The organism is Sediminibacillus albus (genome assembly GCF_900101125.1).
GTDB classification, from domain to species: Bacteria; Bacillota; Bacilli; order Bacillales; family Amphibacillaceae; genus Sediminibacillus; species Sediminibacillus albus.
In genome coordinates this window covers 467,415-484,832 of record NZ_FNFL01000002.1, presented here as the reverse complement: position 1 = coordinate 484,832, position 17,418 = coordinate 467,415, and the positions used below count along the sequence as shown (strand labels likewise).

Sequence of the window (17,418 nt, the reverse complement as noted above, 5' to 3'; positions counted from 1 at the left end):
TCACTTCGCTTGCAGTAAGGCTTCCTTAATTTGTTCAGCAAACACTTCAGCAGATAGCGGGCCGCCGAATGTCCAAGTATCTCCCGGCAATGGATGTGTCTTACCCTCTTCTACAAAATTCAAGCTTTCCCAAGCTGGATTTCCCTTTAGCTGAGTGTCGAAAATGTTATCACTTTCCTGGACGATGTAGAAAAAATGAGCATCCTGGAAATTTTGCAGTGTTTCCACACTCGTTTCATCAAATCCATAAACTTGAAATCCTTCTGATTGATAAGCATTTTCCAAACCGATATTTTCCATGATTTGCACAGCCATAGCATTGTCTTTAAACAAACGGATCACCGGACTGTTATCTGCGCTATATGCCTGTGATAAAACAAAGGATTTGTCTTCCACATCGGAGCTGGCAATTTCTTCTTCAACACTACTATAAGTAGCGTCCAAATCACTTAACACTTTCTCTGCTTCTTCTTCCTTGCCGAATAGTTTGGCCAAAGTATTAAAGGTGGAAGTCATTTCTTCATACTGGTCACCCTCTCCTTCCGCTGGATAAGGATTGAACGACAATGTTGGAGCAATTCCTTCCAAACTATCCATAATTGCTTCATGGCGGTAACCTGCCGTGATGATTAAATCAGGATTCAATTCTGCAATTGCTTCTAAATTGGGTTCCTGTCTAGTCCCTACGTCTTGTACATCCTCTGAAAGTTCAGCATCGATATTAACCCATTTATGATAGTTTTCTATTCCTGCCATTCCTACCGGCTGAATGCCAAGCGCTAATAAATCCTCACCATATACCCATTCTAAAACAACGACACGTTCAGGTGTTTCTTCAAAAGTATGCTCTTTATAAGCATCCTTAACAGTAATCCCGCTGGCATCGCTGCTTTCCTCCTCAGATGATTCTTTTTCATTTCCCTCGCCTGAATCACTACATGCTGCCAATACGACAACCATTCCAATCAATAATAGCATCAACCAATTCTTCATATGTAACTCCTCCTTAGTAGTCAATAAATACTGCTTCCGTATGTACAAAAGATTTCTTAACCTATTATTGCAAAACAAAACCGTAAGTGATAATGAGAATCTTTATCACTTACGGTTTTATGTTATCGTATGTTCCCTGCTCTGTCAATTACTATTCCAGATGCATTCTTTTCCATTAATAAAAGGTGCTTCCCTTCAGGAAAGCACCTTTTAACTCAATTACTTATTTAAATTATAAAAAGCGTCTAAGCCACCGTAGATGCCAGTACCAACTAATTCATCTTCAATACGAAGAAGCTGGTTGTACTTAGCTACACGGTCTGTACGAGAAGGTGCACCTGTCTTAATCTGACCCGCATTAGTTGCAACTGCAATATCAGCAATGGTAGCATCTTCTGTTTCACCGGAACGGTGTGAAATAACTGCTGTATAGCCAGCACGCTTAGCCATTTCAATGGCGTCAAATGTTTCCGTTAGCGTACCGATTTGGTTTACTTTGACAAGGATGGAATTGCCGACTCCTTGCTCAATTCCTTGTTTCAAACGCTTCGTGTTTGTAACGAATAGGTCATCGCCTACTAGCTGTACTTTGTCGCCGAGACGATCTGTAAGTTTTTTGTGGCCATCCCAGTCATTTTCGTCAAGTCCATCTTCAATAGAAATGATCGGATATTTGTTAACCATTTCTTCATACCAATCAACCATTTCCCCAGAAGTACGGACAACCCCTTCACCTTTCAGGTTGTATTTACCATCTTCATAGAATTCGGAAGAGGCAACGTCCATAGCAAGTTTCACTTCTTCTCCTGGCTTATAGCCTGCTTCCTCAATCGCTTCGATGATTGTTTGTAAGGCTTCTTCGTTGGATTTCAAGTTAGGCGCGAACCCACCTTCATCACCAACACCTGTATTATAGCCTTTGGATTTTAAAACACCTTTTAATGAATGGAAAATTTCTGCTCCCATGCGCAGTGCTTCACGGAAAGTTGGAGCACCAACAGGCATAATCATAAATTCTTGAATGTCGACATTATTGTCTGCATGCTCACCGCCATTAAGAATGTTCATCATTGGTGTAGGTAGTGTTTTTGCACTGAATCCACCTAGGTATTTGTATAATGGCTGGCCAAGGTAATCTGCTGCAGCATGTGCTACCGCCATGGAAACACCAAGAATAGCATTAGCGCCTAATTTACCTTTGTTTTCTGTACCATCCAATTCTAATAGTAATTGGTCTATGATCACTTGACGGGTAACGTCCATCCCAAGTAATTCTGGAGCAATTGTTTCATTGACATTCTCGACAGCACGAAGGACACCTTTGCCTAAATAGCGTTCCTTATCGCCATCGCGAAGTTCTACCGCTTCATGTTCTCCTGTGGAAGCACCGCTGGGTACTAAAGCAGAACCGAAAGCTCCGGTTTCTGTAAATATCTCTACTTCTACTGTTGGATTACCGCGGGAATCCAATACTTCGCGTGCATAAACATCTGTAATGTAAGGCATGTAAATCTCTCCTTTATTTTTTAATTAATGATTTTCCTGTCATTTCTTTAGGCTGCTCTACTCCTAATAAATCTAACAAGGTTGGCGATAAATCTCCAAGGATTCCGCCTTCCCTTAGGGTAATTCCTTCTTTAGTCACTACCACAGGAACAGGATTCGTTGTATGAGCAGTCATTGGCTTGCCTTCCGGCGTAAGCACCTCATCTGAGTTGCCATGATCAGCAGTAATGATTGCTTCACCGCCTAATTCATGAATTTTATCTACTACTTTGCCTAAGCATTCATCGACTGCTTCCAAAGCCTTGATTGTGGGTTCGAGCATGCCCGAATGACCTACCATGTCAGGATTGGCGAAATTTAAAATAATCGCATTTTGATTGCCTTCATCCAATTCCTTTAACAAAGCATCCGTTACCTCGTAAACACTCATTTCCGGCTTCAAGTCATAGGTAGCTACTTTCGGCGAATCAATAAGAATCCGTTTTTCTCCGGGAAACTCTTTTTCCCGGCCGCCACTCATAAAGAAAGTTACATGCGGAAACTTCTCTGTTTCAGCAATACGGAGTTGATTTAGGCCGTTTTGGGATAATACTTCACCAACGGTATTATCCAAATTAACCGGCTTGTATGCCACGAACCCATCAACTGTTTCACTGAATTGGGTAAGGCCGACGAAATAAAGATTCTTTGGTACTTTGTTTCCCCGTTCAAAGTCACGGAAATCTTCATTGGCAAACGTACGGGATATTTGAATGGCGCGATCTGGGCGGAAGTTATAAAAGATCAATGAATCGTGATCCTTGACAGTACCTTTTGCCTGCCCGTTTTCATCTACAATCACCGATGGAAGCACGAATTCGTCGTAGATTTCGTTCTCATAAGAATCATTCACAACTTCCAATGGGTCCTTATACTTTGGTCCATCACCATATACCATGGCATCATAAGACTTCTTGACACGGTCCCAGCGTTTATCCCTATCCATAGAATAATACCGGCCGGAAATGGTTGCAAATTCGCCGACGCCATACTTTTCCATGATTTCCTCGGTTTGTTTAATATACTGTTCAGCTGACTTTTGCCCTACATCTCTTCCATCAAGAATCCCATGGACATACACCTGCTCTAGCCCTTGGGTAGAAGCAAGCTTCAACAATCCAAAAAGATGTTCAATATGGCTGTGGACACCGCCATCTGACAACAATCCAAAGATATGCAGAGCTTTGTTGTTTTCTTTTGCATGGATGACAGCATTAACCAGTGCCTCGTTCTCAAAAAAGTCGCCTTCCTTGATTGACTTGTTAACCCTAGTCAAGCTTTGGTAAACCACTCTTCCGGCGCCGATATTCAAGTGGCCCACTTCTGAATTACCCATCTGTCCTTCCGGCAGGCCAACAGCCTCGCCGGAAGCATTCAATTGCGAGTGCGGGTAATTATTGAAAAAACGATCATAATTTGGCATGTTTGCCTGTTTAACTGCATTACCTTTTACTTCATCTCGGATTCCAAATCCATCTAAAATGATGAGTGCAGCTAATTTATCTTGTTTCATTTGGCACCAGCCTCCGCTAACTGTACAAAGGAATCAGCTTCTAAGCTTGCACCGCCGACCAACGCACCATCAATATCAGATTGGGATAAAAGTTCATCCACGTTGGCTGGCTTAACACTACCGCCATACTGAAGTCTTACAGCATTTCCTGCTTCTTCCGAAACTGCTGTTTTGACAACTTTTCTTATATGGGTACACACTTCATTTGCTTGTTCAGAAGTAGCTGTCTTACCAGTACCGATTGCCCAAATTGGTTCATAGGCGATAATGGATGCTTTAACCTGATCTTCTGTCAAGCCTTCCAAAGCTTTTTTAACCTGTGCTTCAATATGATTCATCGTTTCGTTGTTTTCACGCTGCTCCAATGTTTCCCCCACACAAATGATTGGAATCAAACCGTGGTTGAAAGCAGCACGGGTCTTTTTGTTAACTGTTTCATCCGTTTCCGCAAAAAGCTCGCGTCGTTCAGAATGGCCCAGCACTACATGAGTGACACCTAAATCTTTTAGCATCGCAGGGCTTACCTCTCCGGTAAAAGCACCGCTGTCTTCAAAGTGCATATTTTGTGCAGCGATTTTCAAATCTGTGCCTTTGGCTTTTTCAACCAAGGCAGGAAGAAAAGGAAATGGAGCACAAACAACCGATTCTGCTTTATCCTCATTAGGGATTTTTGTCTTAGCCGTTTCAACAAACTGTTCAGCTTCTGAAAGCAGTTTATTCATCTTCCAGTTACCTGCAATTACTTTCTTACGCATATGATCACCTCTCCTTTATTTATCGCTTAGTGCATCGACACCAGGTAATATTTTACCCTCCATAAATTCCAGTGACGCACCGCCGCCCGTGGATACGTGGTCCATTTGGTCTGCATAGCCGAATTTCTCTACAGCTGCTGCAGAATCTCCGCCGCCGATAACGGTGTAACCTTCCGTTTCAGCCATTGCTTTTGCTACTGCTTTTGTCCCGTTGGCAAAAGTCTCTAATTCAAATACTCCCATTGGTCCGTTCCAGATTACAAGCTGAGAATCAGCGATGATGGAACGATATTTTTCTCTCGTTTTCGGTCCAATGTCGAGTGCTTCCCAATCTGCAGGGATATTCTCAATATCAACTTCTTTGGTGTTCGCATCATTTGAAAAATCATCCGATACAATGACATCAACAGGCATAATCATATCGACGCCGTTGTCTTCAGCTTTTTTCATGAACTGCTTTGCAAGGTCGAGTTTATCTTCTTCCAGCAATGATTTTCCGATCTCATACCCTCGTGCTTTGATAAAGGTATAGGCTAGGCCGCCGCCGATGATCAAATGATCTACCTTATCTAGTAAGTGATCGATAACGCCGATTTTATCTTTGACCTTGGCCCCGCCGATAATTGCCGTAAAGGGCCGCTCTGGATCTGATAAAGCTTTGCCTAAAACATCCAATTCTTTCTCCATCAGCAACCCGACTGCAGCTGGCAAATGTTCAGCAATCCCTGCAGTAGATGCATGCGCCCGGTGGGCTGCACCAAAGGCATCATTTACATAGACATCTGCCATATTGGCGAATTCTTTCGCTAATTCCGGATCATTGTTTTCTTCACCTGGATGGAAACGAACATTTTCGATTAAAAGGACATCGCCATCAGCCATTTCAGCCAAGGCGCGGTTCACTTCTTCCCCGTAAACCTCATCTGTTTTGGTAACAATTTGGCCAAGCAAGTCACTTAATCGTTTGGCTACAGCATCGAGGCGTAAATCTTCCGCCACTTCACCTTTAGGTCTGCCTAAATGGCTGGCAAGGATGACTTGAGCACCTTTTTCAACCAGTTTCTGGATAGTCGGCAAAGCCGCTCTGATCCTAGTGTCATCACTAACTTCACCATTGCTCATCGGTACATTGAAATCGACTCTGCAAAAGACTTTTTTTCCTTTTACCTCTAAGTCGGCAATCGTTTTTTTATTCATTCGTTTCAGCCTCCTTACCTGTTATCACTCCACATACTATCATTCCCGTATGTAGGACTCTCTTAACAAAAAACTTCATTTAACTTTTAAAATTTCCTATCAACAAGCAAGGGAGGAGGACAATTCCCCCTCCCTGCTAGCCATTAACTATTCGACTATTTTTGTATTTCTGAATTAAAGCCCTTGATTTTTAAGAAATACAGCCAAGTCTACACAACGGGAAGAGTAACCCATTTCGTTATCATACCAAGTGATGACTTTAACCATATTATCTTCGAGCACCATTGTAGATAAACCATCTGCGATAGAAGAATGAGTGTTGCCAACAATATCAGAAGATACTAATGGCAGTTCACTGTATTCCAGAATACCTTTCAAGTCACCTTCAGCAGCTTCGCGAAGTGCAGCATTTACATCGTCAGCTGTAACGTTTTTATCCAGTTCAACAACCAAGTCAACGATAGATCCGTCTGGAGTCGGTACACGCATAGCCATACCATTCAACTTGCCTTCTAATTCAGGAAGTACTTTGGCTACAGCTTTAGCAGCGCCGGTTGTAGTTGGGATGATATTTTGTGCAGCTGCACGGGCACGGCGATAGTCTTTATGCGGCAAATCAAGGATTTGCTGATCATTTGTATAAGAGTGGACGGTAGTCATTAGTCCGCGCTTGATACCGAATTTTTCGTGAAGTACTTTAGCAGCAGGAGCTAAAGAGTTGGTTGTACAAGATGCATTAGAAATCACATGATGGCTTCCTGCATCATATTTATCTTCGTTAACACCCATAACTAGCGTTAAATCTTCATCCTTTGCAGGAGCAGAAATTACTACTTTTTTCGCACCAGCATCAAGATGCTTCTTAGCATCATTGCGGTTTGTAAAAATACCTGTTGATTCAATAACTACTTCAACGCCTAGGTCTCCCCAGCCAAGATTAGCCGGATCGCGCTCAGATTTTACAATGATTTCTTGTCCAGCTACAACCAAGTTGTCGCCGTTAACAGAAACTTCTTCCTCCAAAATACCGTGTACAGAATCATATTTCAAAAGGTGCGCAAGCATGTTGGCATCTGTAAGGTCGTTTACTGCTACCACCTCAACCTCTTTGTTCTTCAATGCTTGGCGAAATACATTACGGCCAATACGTCCAAAACCATTAATACCTACTTTTACTGTCATCTAGAATTCCTCCTTGTTTTCATATATATATAAAGGGATTAATCCCTTATTAACTCTTTTGCTGCCCCTTCGTCAGTAACCAGGACATTGCTCTTGCCTTGCTTAAAATAAGAAATAATCGCTTGTGCCTTTGATTTCCCGCCAGCAACGGCAACGACACATTGAGAATTATCTAAATCCTCCAGCTGCAGGCCGACAGTTCTTACCTTGTGGATAACATCCCCAGTTTGGTTAAAATAATAACCAAAAGCTTCACTGACAGCATTGCCATCAGAGATTCTTTGCAAAATCTTGCCGGAAGCTTTTCTGCGCTGCGCCATCGTCCAAGCATCTCCGATCCCATGAATGACTACATCTGCTTGCTTAATCAAATGGAGAATTTCTTTAACAGAAGGTTCTCCTATAATTGACTGATAGGATTCTTCACTTAAAGGATCAGGAACATATAACAACCGGTACTCTCCATTAGCTTTTTTCGCCATTTCAGCACAGATTGTATTTGCCTGGTTTTCCACGCGTTCACCTAGACCACCGCGTGCTGGCACAAACATACAATTTTCTGCTCTTTCCAAAGGAGTCATCATTTCGGCTACAGCCGCCATCGATGTACCGCCAGTTACAGCAATTGTTTGATTGGCATGGAGAATCGAACGCAGAAAATCGACTGCTGCTTTTCCCATTTCTTGTTTTACCCAATCAAGCTCATCACTATTACCAGGAACCACTACAACATGGTCTACGTGTAATTTATCCTTCACACTTTGTTCTAAAACACTAAAACCAGATACTTCTTTAATGAATTCCCTAAGCTGTGCCAGGACATTCGTACCTTCTGGAGTTAACAGCATCCCTTTGGAAGTAATATCGAGAAAACCGTGGCTATTCAAAAAATCAATCTCACTCCGCACCAGCCGTTCTGCCATCTCAATATTATCAGCCAGGCTTCTGCGGCCAATTGGCTCCATTAAATGTATGTAATGCAAGATTTTATACCTGCGCTGCATAACATCGAGAAGGTCAGGGAATAATTTTTTTTGAAGATCAATTAGTGCTCTCATGTTATAACTCCTTTATTACCAGTTAATGCTAACCGGGTTAAAAACGTCCCTGGCAGGCGTATTATGTCCCGCATACTCCAAAAAAATTCCTCTTACAGTTTTTATTGTAGCAGAACCGGCAATTTACGACAACTAAAAGCACTTCTATTTTATAAACTCACTCAGCTTTGCCCACTCGATTTGACCATAGTCGACCTCCTGTCCGTCGATTTCCACGACGGGAATCGTCAGTTGGTATTTCTCCAGGAGTTCGTCATCACTATAAATATCGACTTCTTTCAAGTCATACCCATACTGATCCTGAAACGCGATCAGAAGATCTTTTGCCTCATCACATAAAGGGCAATTCGGCTTCGAATATAAAACCACTTTTTGCATATTATTCCCTCCACCCCTCTATTGTGCCATATTCCTTTAAAAGAAAACAGCATGAAGCTTCTATATGTCCTGCACTAACCAACCCTGCGGAGGAAACACCAACATACTCAGTCTACTCGAAAATACAAACCTACGTCCTTCGCGACGGATCGCTGCCACAGTTCTCCCTGGGCCTGGCGGTTACTCGTCCACCGAAAATTCTTGGTACTGAGTATCTTTATGCTTTTAATTTCAATTCAATCCTTTTTAGATATAGGAACAGAAAAACAAACTGTAGAAGAAAATAAGAAAAGTGATGACGGCAGAAGGAGTTAATGAGACTATCCAGAGAAAATTATTACAATCTACCTCACGAAGGTTTAATTGGGGAGACGAGAGTAAACCGAGAAAAGACAAGGGATTTGCATGAAAAAGACCCAGAAATCGGAAAAGTTTATTTTCACTAAATCGAGGTCTTAATCCTAATTTTTAATTTTAACTGAGAAATATTTATTTTTAGTTAGATCCCCTCAATACTATCTCCGCTACCGTTTCTACATGTGACTTGGCAGTATGAAGATACTGTTACGTATAAGTATTATTCTTCTCATATGTAAACTTTTTAAAAGTTATAATAAAACTCATATTGCCATAAGAAAGACCTCTAGTATTTGCTTTTTCCCGTAAAAGTAAGACACTAGGGATCAAAAAATACCTCGAACTAATATTCCGAGGGAACATAAAACACACTTCTATCTATAGTTAAGACCACTAAACCTATGTTACCAAGCTATTTGTACAATTATAAAAATCCATTGGTAAATCACCCCACTCCAACCCGCATTCCACCGTTGGAGTTAAAATAAAATTCTCCGATAAAAGAAGGAAGAGAAAATCGAGAAAAGACAGTCAGGACAAGGTTTGGGCATAAAAAAGACCCCGAAATCGGAAATGTTTATTTTCACGAAATCGGGGTCTGAATCGGAAATGTTTATTTTTATTGATAGATTTACTTTTAAATTAGACACCTTTCAATACCATTTCCGCTACCGTTTCTACATGCACCGTCTGCGGAAACATATCCACCGGCTGAATACCTTTCACCTCATACCCGTTCTTGGTTAAATACTTCATATCCCGCACTTGCGTCTCCGGGTTACAGGACACATAAATGACACGCTTTGGTTTAAGCTTCACCACACTGGACAAGAACGCTTCATCACTTCCGCTCCGGGGCGGATCCATGATTACTACATCCGCTTTCTCACCGCGTGCTGCCATCTCCACCATGAACTCGCCGGCATCGCCTTGATAGAAACGGGCATTTTTCACGCCATTGCGTTTTGAATTGCGGATTGCGTCTCGGACAGCATCCTTATTCAGCTCTACCCCAATGACCTTCCCTGCTTTTTGACTTGCAATCAGGCCAATCGTACCGATTCCGCAGTATGCATCAATTACCGTTTCCTTTCCGGACAATTTCGCCATCTCAATAGCTTTTGCATATAGCTTTTCCGTCTGGATTGGATTGATTTGATAGAAAGATTTCGCTGAAATGTCAAACTTCAGTCCACACAAGGTGTCTGTTATCGTCCCTTTTCCGAACAGTACTTTTTCTTGGTCACCTAAAACCATGCTCGTCTTCCGGTTATTCACGTTCATGAGGATGGTCGTAATCTCTGGGTGGGCCTTCCTGAGTGCTTTGACAAAATTATTCTTTCCCTTAAATACAGGGGAAGCTACAACCAGTACCACCATGATCTCACCGCTTACCTTGCCGACCTTAACCAGTACATGGCGCAGGAACCCTTGTCCAGTGTCCTCATTATAGGGCTGGATTTTAAAGGACTTCATCATACCCTTAATGGTTTGCCAAATCTCGTCCGCTTTCGGGTCGTGAATGAGACACCGATCCATTGAGATAAGCTGATGACTATTCTGGGCGTAGAGCCCGCCAATAATCTGCCGGTCCTTATTCAGGCCAAATGTCGTATGGCTCTTGTTCCGATAATCATACGGATGGTCCATGGTTAAAATCGGTTCCGGCTTACCGAACGGTTTCATCAATTTTTCTATCGTTTCCTGCTTAAAATGCTTTTGCGCCTGCTCGTTCATATGCTGCAGTTGACATCCCCCGCACTCGTAATAATAGGAACACATTGGCTTGACCCGGTTTTCAGACGTTGTAATCACTCGCTTTAGTGCTGCGTCAACTTGTTTCCCGCTAGTGGATACTGTTATCTCAGCCGTTTCGCCAGGCAATAGATGCTCAATCTCTAACTGCTTTCCTTCCCAGTTGATAATGCCTTTTCCCGATTTGGTAAGGCCTGTGCAGGTCACCTCCGCGGTTATGGTTTTCTTGCTACGTCCGCGCTTATTGTTGGTCAAGTTCTTCCCTTGGGATTTGTTGCTTTTATGTGTGGTAGGGGTCGATTGTTTATTCGAGTGGAATTTATTTGATTGTTTGCGTTTTATTCCCGATTTTTTGGCTGCACTGTTCTTACGTTTATTCATAGGCACTTCCCATCTTTTCTTCTTTGAGACCCCATTATATATTAGCCGAAAAGAGTAGTAAAACGGATAAACAAAAAGACTGCCACCAAATATTGGATTGGGCAGTCCCCCTTCTTTATATTCATTACACGTGTGACTCAGTATAAGATTTTCATTTTATGTAAAGAACTTATAGGCCCATTGAAGTCTATTTCAATTCATCGTTAAAATTAATTTTTACGCAAAATTTTCTCCATCGCTTTTCCCTTTGCTAATTCATCGATCAGTTTATCTAAATAGCGAATTTCCTGCATAGTTGGTTCTTCGATGTCTTCCACCCGGACACCACAGATCACACCTTTGATCAAATTCCGCGACGGATTCATTCGGGGAGCTTCCGCGAAAAAGGTCTCAAAGTCTGTTTGTTTTTCCAGTTGCGCTTCTAACCCATCCTGCCTATACCCAGTCAACCAACGATTGATTTCATCGACTTCTGTTTTCGTACGTCCTTTTTTCTCCGCCTTCTTAACATAATGGGGATACACACTTGCGAAACTCATTGTATAAATCTTATGTTTGGACATGATTCCCATCCTCGTATCTAGGTTTTTCTTTATATTATCACGAAAAGTAGTTGGGAAGCATCTCTAGTTATTCGTACTCCAGTCCCGTAATCAGTGAGCGCTCTAGAATTCCCCATGTCAAACATCGGATACTCTAGCAAAATGTATGTCACGTTTTCAGGGTAATTTGTTTAGTATTGTACAGCCTCATATCCGTCAAAAGTATGGCCGATGCTCCCTCATTTTTTATACCCAGTTGCTTACGAATAGCTTCATAGCCATCCACCAAATCATGAATTCCAAATGACTTTCATCTTCGATTGAATCTGATCAAAACACCCCTCTTTGATCGATTGCAATGATTCTCATAAATTTTGAAATTCGTTGCTCTTGATGGGCCATGAAATGAGGTCATAGGCACCATCCCCCTGTCCACCATGCTTATATAAAAATACAGGTTATTAATTTACTCTCTAACCTAACCATAAAAGTACAGAAGGTAAAATGTAACTAAAGGGTAGTTAACCTAAGATGTACAAGAAAGGGAATTAAAAAACAATAGATACAATATCAATATAAATTTTTATACCAAGAGTGATGATTGGTAAATAAAATTCCCACAAAGCAATGTAATAGTAACATAAAAAGAAAAGTAACAAACACAAACTCATTTCTAGTAATATTCCAACTAGCTCCAATAATTCCTGCTTCAACCACTACTAAACAAGAGTGGTACAAAAATGGTTTTATATTCATTTTAAGCACGACGCCAGTAACATTTATTTTTCATTTACATCTTGCTTTACTTCTTTTACTACCCTGCCTCATAGGAGTTGTCAAGATGCGGCAACCCCTTATTCAATGTTTGCCCCCGTTAATTGAAGAACGTTTACACAATGAATTTTGAAAACCAAGCTATATATTGTGCTCCCAAAATGAACAACAATTGAGCAAGCATTGTGCCTAACAACCTTGAAGTTACCATCATCAACGACATATTCTTTAGCTTTTTGTAACTACCTCTTTGATTAACAACATCATCTGCTATTACAGATATCTTTGGGTCAATAAAAATAACCAATAGTATTGTTGCAATCCCGTTTATTAAACCTGATGCCATGATTGCGGTAGAAGCTCTTTCAGGAGCTAATAAAGCTGCATATAGTGCAGATAATACACCGATTGTATAGATTGCTGTTATTATCATATTTACACAAAATAGTTTTATTGGAATATCCTTTACTCCAGTTTCCTGCAAGTATGAAAACTTCGGTAGACTTAAATGTGTTATGCCACGCTTTATGTACTGTAAAGAAAATATCCTTTTTATTAAGGAAGGTACAGAACCTTTTTCCTCTGATAAATGAATGATTGCTCTTGAAAATAATGCTATAAAAGTAGGAAGTAGAATTATGCCAAATACTGTTCCAACCGTTGATGCACCAATGAGTATTCGAAATTGGGTTTCTACAAACTCCAGAGCATGTTCTTTTGGAGCAGTATCAATTAGACTACCAGTGAAAGGTTGTTGCATCATATTTGCTAATCTGGATACGATAACCATTATGTTAAAGAGAGATAAAGCTGACGCTATCATTTTAACTCTTGCACCTGATAACCTCACAGCATAAGCTAGAGTTTCTATCGAATGGATAATAAAAATAAACAAAGCTATAAATAATAATTTTTCAGTTAAGAATTCCATTCAGTTACCCTCTTTGTCAATCAATTTAATACCCTAATTTTACCATAAAATTCATTTTATTTTTGCCTAACCTGAGAGAAATATTACTTAGTTAATTGTTCTAAGTACGGCTCTATATAACTTCGATATTCTTCTGTTAAACCATCTGGTAATTCATTAAGATTAAAATATTGGACATCAAAAGATTCTTTTTCATCAATTTCAATACTACCGTTTATTTCTTTTGAGATATACACTGCGGTTACAGAATAAAGTTCATCTCCGTTTGATAACTTAAAATAATAATCTTTACCTGAAAATACACCTAACAGATTTAGCTCTCCTATATCAAGTCCTGTTTCTTCTTTTACTTCTCTTCTTGCAGTATCTTCTAAGCTTTCACCTAATTCCATAAGACCACCAGGCAATCCCCAACCACCGTCAGTCCTATGTTGCAATAACAACTCATTGTTCTCATTTAATAGTAAGACCACCGAACCTGTTAATATTAAAGGTCTGTTCCCAACTATTTTTCTTAAATCCTTAACATAGTCCATATTCTCTGAAAAACTCCTTATAATTTGTGATTTCTCTTCAAGATTACTGCTCAATAGTAAAATAAGCGTTTTTGCTTGTTCCAGAAACTCTTTCTTGAAAATCCTTTTAGACCTTTCCACCAAACACCTGTGTCTAAAGTCATCATAAATAGAATAAGTAAAACAATAATAACCATTGCCATAAATGCTGTTCCCAATCCAGGTAAAATTCACATTCAATACACTCGATAAGAATATTAATCTTATTTTTTTCCAAAATTCCTTCTTTCACTAAACTGACCGTTAGTTTAAGTGAATAACTTCACAAAATCATAGATCTTCTTACTTAAATCATACCAGAAGATAAAGCAATATTAATCCTATTTTCCGCAATTATGGAAATAACTTACTGCGCAGTATAAGTCTACTACGAAATACAAGAGTTAATCTACAACCTGGAAGTTTGTAGATTAACACACGGAAAAAGGTAGTGGATATATCGAGTATCCACTACCTTTTTTCTCTACTTCCTTAAGCCTGTAATTCACATATTAAGCAGTTGTAAAATAGGAAGAAACAGTCAAATCGGAACCGGAAAAGTGTCCGAAATCTCCTGTCTTGCTCCCGCCACTCTAAAGAAGTTGTGGATTTCACCCGCCTGCAGCAAGTTCTTCAGCTCTTCCGCAGTAGCGGAAAGCAGGTAGGTGTTGGAGTTTGCCTCCTTGCCACTCCAATACTGTTTAACAGCGGCAGTTTGCGGTATGGATGGGGCTGTAATCAGCCAATCCTGCAATCGGTTGGAATCTTCTGCTGAAAATGTAGTATCAATTACAGGTTTGCGGTTGTCTGATTTCTTATACAATTGGACGAAATCTTCCAAAATGGCACTTGCAGTAGGCAGTGCTCCGGCCCCTGGCCCCTGTAGTTTTAAGTTGCCGGCAAGATCACCTTCGATGGCAACAGCGTTATCTACTCCTGCTACCTCGTACAGTGAATGTCCTTGCGGCACCGCCCTTGGCTCGACACGAAGCTGTGCTTTCCCTTTATTGAACTGAAGACTGGCAATATGCTTGATTCGCCATCCAGCAGTTTCGACAGCCTGAATGTCGGCAAGCGTGATACCGCGTATTCCACGCCGTGTCACTTGCGTCCAGTCCGGCTGGTCTCCAAGCAATAAATCGCTCAAAATCATCAGCTTATAAAAGGCATCCCATCCATCCACGTCATTACCGGGGTCTGCTTCAGCATAGCCAAGCTTTTGTGCAGTGAGCAGCGCTTCTTGAAAGCTTACCTTGTTTTCTGCAATTTCAGTCAGGATGTAATTGGATGTCCCATTTAAAATGGCTTCCACATTGGAAATATAGTTCACCTGCAACAGCTGTTGCAGTGTCCCTATTATCGGTACTCCCCCCGCTACCGCTGCTTCATATTTGAGCTGGGCATTCCCGGTATCAGCGGTTTCCCGTAATGATTTCCCTTCATGAGCAAGAAGCTCTTTATTGGCGGTCACCACGTGGACCCCTTTTTCCAAGGCTTTGTGCAAATAACCGGCTCCAGGTTCTATGCCGTTTATCGCTTCGATGATCACGTCGATGTCAGAGACATTGATCAGCTCTTCGAAGGAAGAGGTTACAAGAATACCATCGGCGATATCACGTTGTTTTGTTTCGTCTTGAATCAAGACCCCAACGATTTCCACTTTTCTACCTATTAATCTTTCAAACTTGCTTTGTTGTGATTGAAGGATTTGGTAAACGCTGCTGCCTACTGTCCCAAAGCCGAGTAAAGCTACTTTGATTGTCGTCATACTTTTCCTCCTGTTCCTTCAAGCTGTGTTAAGAGGTTGCGCTAACCTTGTCGAGCTCCCGCTGTTTTAGTTCCCTGCGTAAAATTTTTCCGCTTATTTTAGTTTTGGGCAGTTCTGCAACTACTTCTATTTCCCGTGGAGCGGCATGTGCTGCCAAATGCTCTTTGACAAAAACGCGTAACGCTTCCAGCAGCTCGGGTGTTTCTTCGTAACCAGAACGCAAGGTGACGAATGCTTTTACCAGTTCGCCGCGCAGAGGATCTGGCTTGCCGATCACTCCCGCTTCTGCAACCGCAGGATGTTCAATCAACTTGCTTTCCACTTCGAATGGGCCGATGCGCTCGCCCGCTGAATTGATCATGTCATCGCTTCTGCCTTGGAAAAAGATATAGCCATCCTCATCCTTTACAGCCAAATCACCGGACACATACCAGCCTTCATATAAAAAATAGGAAGAAAATTTATCACGGTTCCCCCAAATTTCTTTCATCAGCCCCGGCCACGGAGTACGGATGGCAAGCTGGCCAATCGATCCGGTTGGAAGTTCTTTTCCGCTTTCGTCCAATATACCGACCGTAATTCCAGGGAATGGCCGCCCCATAGAACCCGGCTTAATCGGCTCTGACGGAAGATTGACAATCAAATGGCCGCCCGTTTCGGTCATCCACCACGTATCATGAATCCTTAATGATAAATTGTCCCAGGCCCAGTTGATCACCTCTGGATTCAAGGGTTCTCCGACGCTTAAAATGTGGCGGAGTGACTTCAGGTTATATTGTTTGTGTAAATCTCCCTGCGCCATCAGCATGCGAAAAGCGGTAGGAGCACTGTACCAAATCGTGACGCCGAAGTCTTCAATGATTTGATACCAGGTTTCCGCCCGAAACCGGCCAGCCTGAATGACAACAGCCGCCCGGTTCAGCCATGGGGCGAACAAACCATAAACACTGCCCGTAACCCAGCCAGGATGGGAGGTACACCAATATACGTCGTCTTCCTGGATATCCAATACCCAGAGTCCGGATTGAAAGTGATGGACGACAGCTCGGTGTGCATGTAACACACCCTTTGGTTTTCCTGTCGAACCGCTTGTGTAATGAATCAACATACCATCCTCCGGCTCGACCCATTCGACCAGCTCTTCATCAGTCAAAGCCGCCGGATTGGCTGCTTCCATTTGATTGACCAACAATACGGTCTTTAAGCTGGGGATTTCTGGTTGAGGTACACGGCGGACAAGCTCATTGTCCGTAATCAAGAAAGTTCCACTGCAGTCATTGATCCGGTCTTTTACGGCCTCTTCCATAAAAGCTTCAAACAAAGGTCCAGCAATGGCACCAATTTTGATGATAGCCAGGATGGAAAAATAGCAGGCCGGGGTTTTCGGAAGGAACACAAATACGCGGTCTCCCTTGCCGACACCCTGTTCCTTCAACACCCGGGCATAGTGATCTGTTTTTTCTTTTACCTCCGCGAACGTGTAGCTCTCTTTGTATTCATCCTGGACAAAATACAAAGCAGTCTTGTTTCCATATCCTTCTGCAACGTGACGGTCGATCGTTTCGTAAGCGGCATTCCATTTGCCGGTTTTGAAAAGGCTTAGCTGTTCTGCGGCTTGTTCCCAGGTAAAAGCTGCAGCTACACGGCGATAGTCTGTTAAGTTGTGTACGCCTTTATCGGCTTCAAGTATTTTTAAGTCCTTTCCTGTCATGTTGAACCTCCTCTATGTATCCAG

The 17,418-nt window shown here is 41.8% G+C and carries 14 protein-coding genes; all 14 read right to left on the bottom strand.

Annotated features, from left to right (window positions below; all coding sequences use genetic code 11):
• Window positions 1-993, bottom strand: coding sequence for an ABC transporter substrate-binding protein (locus tag BLR93_RS08385; protein ID WP_093213199.1), 993 nt, complete (start codon window positions 991-993; stop codon window positions 1-3).
• A 219-nt stretch (window positions 994-1,212) separates the two neighbouring features.
• Complete coding sequence (gene eno, locus BLR93_RS08380) at window positions 1,213-2,499, bottom strand: phosphopyruvate hydratase (protein WP_093213197.1); 1,287 nt, start codon at window positions 2,497-2,499, stop codon at window positions 1,213-1,215.
• 13 nt (window positions 2,500-2,512) lie between these two features.
• Window positions 2,513-4,051, bottom strand: coding sequence for a 2,3-bisphosphoglycerate-independent phosphoglycerate mutase (gene gpmI, locus BLR93_RS08375; protein WP_093213195.1), 1,539 nt, complete (start codon window positions 4,049-4,051; stop codon window positions 2,513-2,515).
• Entirely contained in the window at window positions 4,048-4,806 is a 759-nt protein-coding gene (gene tpiA, locus BLR93_RS08370; protein WP_093213193.1) for a triose-phosphate isomerase, read from the bottom strand. Before tpiA ends, gpmI begins: the two co-directional genes overlap by 4 nt.
• 15 nt (window positions 4,807-4,821) lie before the next feature.
• Entirely contained in the window at window positions 4,822-6,003 is a 1,182-nt protein-coding gene (locus BLR93_RS08365) for a phosphoglycerate kinase (protein ID WP_093213191.1), read from the bottom strand.
• 174 nt (window positions 6,004-6,177) lie between these two features.
• Window positions 6,178-7,185, bottom strand: coding sequence for a type I glyceraldehyde-3-phosphate dehydrogenase (gene gap / locus BLR93_RS08360; protein WP_093213189.1), 1,008 nt, complete (start codon window positions 7,183-7,185; stop codon window positions 6,178-6,180).
• A 38-nt stretch (window positions 7,186-7,223) separates the two neighbouring features.
• Window positions 7,224-8,243 carry a sugar-binding transcriptional regulator gene (locus BLR93_RS08355; RefSeq protein WP_093213187.1) on the bottom strand — a complete coding sequence of 340 codons (1,020 nt, stop codon included), beginning with the start codon at window positions 8,241-8,243 and terminating at the stop codon, window positions 7,224-7,226.
• 144 nt (window positions 8,244-8,387) lie between these two features.
• Window positions 8,388-8,621, bottom strand: a complete 234-nt coding sequence (locus tag BLR93_RS08350; RefSeq protein ID WP_093213185.1) for a glutaredoxin family protein — start codon at window positions 8,619-8,621, stop codon at window positions 8,388-8,390.
• 999 nt (window positions 8,622-9,620) lie between these two features.
• Window positions 9,621-11,114, bottom strand: coding sequence for a 23S rRNA (uracil(1939)-C(5))-methyltransferase RlmD (gene rlmD / locus BLR93_RS08345; RefSeq protein WP_093213182.1), 1,494 nt, complete (start codon window positions 11,112-11,114; stop codon window positions 9,621-9,623).
• Window positions 11,115-11,323: 209 nt separating this feature from the next.
• Window positions 11,324-11,677 (bottom strand): DUF2200 domain-containing protein, encoded by a 354-nt coding sequence (locus tag BLR93_RS08340; RefSeq protein WP_093213180.1) that lies wholly within the window; start codon window positions 11,675-11,677, stop codon window positions 11,324-11,326.
• Window positions 11,678-12,545: 868 nt separating this feature from the next.
• Window positions 12,546-13,361 carry a lipid II flippase Amj family protein gene (locus BLR93_RS08335; RefSeq protein ID WP_093213177.1) on the bottom strand — a complete coding sequence of 272 codons (816 nt, stop codon included), beginning with the start codon at window positions 13,359-13,361 and terminating at the stop codon, window positions 12,546-12,548.
• An 83-nt stretch (window positions 13,362-13,444) separates the two neighbouring features.
• Entirely contained in the window at window positions 13,445-14,110 is a 666-nt protein-coding gene (locus tag BLR93_RS08330; protein WP_342720373.1) for an NUDIX hydrolase, read from the bottom strand.
• 346 nt (window positions 14,111-14,456) lie between these two features.
• Window positions 14,457-15,683, bottom strand: coding sequence for a homoserine dehydrogenase (locus BLR93_RS08325; protein ID WP_093213172.1), 1,227 nt, complete (start codon window positions 15,681-15,683; stop codon window positions 14,457-14,459).
• Window positions 15,684-15,711: 28 nt separating this feature from the next.
• Entirely contained in the window at window positions 15,712-17,394 is a 1,683-nt protein-coding gene (acsA, locus tag BLR93_RS08320) for an acetate--CoA ligase (RefSeq protein ID WP_093213170.1), read from the bottom strand.
• Between the last annotated feature and the right edge of the window lie 24 nt (window positions 17,395-17,418).

Excerpts from the sequence above, each read along its gene's own strand:
- rlmD (WP_093213182.1), bottom strand. The coding sequence starts at position 11,114 with ATGAATAAACGTAAGAACAGTGCAGCCAAAAAATCGGGAATAAAACGC.
- BLR93_RS08355 (WP_093213187.1), bottom strand. The coding sequence starts at position 8,243 with ATGAGAGCACTAATTGATCTTCAAAAAAAATTATTCCCTGACCTTCTC.
- gap (WP_093213189.1), bottom strand. The coding sequence starts at position 7,185 with ATGACAGTAAAAGTAGGTATTAATGGTTTTGGACGTATTGGCCGTAAT.
- BLR93_RS08350 (WP_093213185.1), bottom strand. The coding sequence starts at position 8,621 with ATGCAAAAAGTGGTTTTATATTCGAAGCCGAATTGCCCTTTATGTGAT.
- BLR93_RS08340 (WP_093213180.1), bottom strand. The coding sequence starts at position 11,677 with ATGTCCAAACATAAGATTTATACAATGAGTTTCGCAAGTGTGTATCCC.
- acsA (WP_093213170.1), bottom strand. The coding sequence starts at position 17,394 with ATGACAGGAAAGGACTTAAAAATACTTGAAGCCGATAAAGGCGTACAC.
- BLR93_RS08325 (WP_093213172.1), bottom strand. The coding sequence starts at position 15,683 with ATGACGACAATCAAAGTAGCTTTACTCGGCTTTGGGACAGTAGGCAGC.
- BLR93_RS08385 (WP_093213199.1), bottom strand. The coding sequence starts at position 993 with ATGAAGAATTGGTTGATGCTATTATTGATTGGAATGGTTGTCGTATTG.
- BLR93_RS08335 (WP_093213177.1), bottom strand. The coding sequence starts at position 13,361 with ATGGAATTCTTAACTGAAAAATTATTATTTATAGCTTTGTTTATTTTT.
- BLR93_RS08365 (WP_093213191.1), bottom strand. The coding sequence starts at position 6,003 with ATGAATAAAAAAACGATTGCCGACTTAGAGGTAAAAGGAAAAAAAGTC.
- tpiA (WP_093213193.1), bottom strand. The coding sequence starts at position 4,806 with ATGCGTAAGAAAGTAATTGCAGGTAACTGGAAGATGAATAAACTGCTT.
- eno (WP_093213197.1), bottom strand. The coding sequence starts at position 2,499 with ATGCCTTACATTACAGATGTTTATGCACGCGAAGTATTGGATTCCCGC.
- gpmI (WP_093213195.1), bottom strand. The coding sequence starts at position 4,051 with ATGAAACAAGATAAATTAGCTGCACTCATCATTTTAGATGGATTTGGA.